We start from the raw sequence: 703 nt of genomic DNA, 5'->3' as shown, positions 1-703 counted from the left end.
TTGGAGATGAAGACGCCCGGCAGCGGGTGGTGCGCCTGGCGCGGACCCGGCATATTCTCCGTGATCAGCGCATACCAGAAGAACAGCTGCAGCAAGAGCGGCACGTTGCGCATCACCTCGACATACACCGACGTGATCTTCGCCACCAGCCAGTTCTTGGACAACCGGCCGACGCCGATCAGCACGCCCAGGAGCGTCGCGGCGACCAGCGCAAGCAGGCCCACGCGCAGCGTGTTCAGCACGCCCACGAAGATGGCGCGGCCGTAGGTGTCGGCCGGCCCGTAGGTAATCACGGATTCGCCGATCGCGAAGCCCGCCTCGCGGTCCAGGAAGCCGAAGCCGGTGGCGATGTTGCGCATCGACAGGTTGTGCAGCGTGTTGTGCACCAGGAACCAGACGCCTGCCCCGACCAGCGTCAGGGCCAGCGCCTGGTAGACCACCGCGCGCGTGGCCGGTTCGTTCCAGGAGACCCGGCGCGGCGGCCGCCGCGCCGGGCGCGGATCGTTGTGCCTGGCCACGGTTCAGCCCGCCATCAAGGCGTTGACGGCGGCAGCCAGCCGGTCCATGCCTTGCTCGATCACGTCGGTCGACGTCGCGAACGAAAAGCGCACATAGGGCGACAAGCCGTACGAACCGCCATCGATCACGGCCACGCCCGCTTCGCGCAGGAAGAACAGGCTCACGTCCAGATCGGTCTTTAGCT

Annotated in this window: 1 protein-coding gene and 1 pseudogene; both read right to left on the bottom strand. The window is 67.0% G+C overall.

The window, feature by feature from the left end:
• Window positions 1-518 (bottom strand): ABC transporter permease subunit (locus A9976_RS18775; protein WP_183020255.1); only part of this gene is annotated, 518 nt, incomplete at its 3' end.
• Between the two features lie 3 nt (window positions 519-521).
• Window positions 522-703, bottom strand: a pseudogene (locus tag A9976_RS18770) (aspartate transaminase); the annotation flags it as partial.

Source organism: Delftia sp. UME58, from assembly GCF_014170385.1.
GTDB classification, from domain to species: Bacteria; Pseudomonadota; Gammaproteobacteria; order Burkholderiales; family Burkholderiaceae_C; genus Comamonas; species Comamonas acidovorans.
This window is presented reverse-complemented; position numbering and strand designations above follow the sequence as displayed.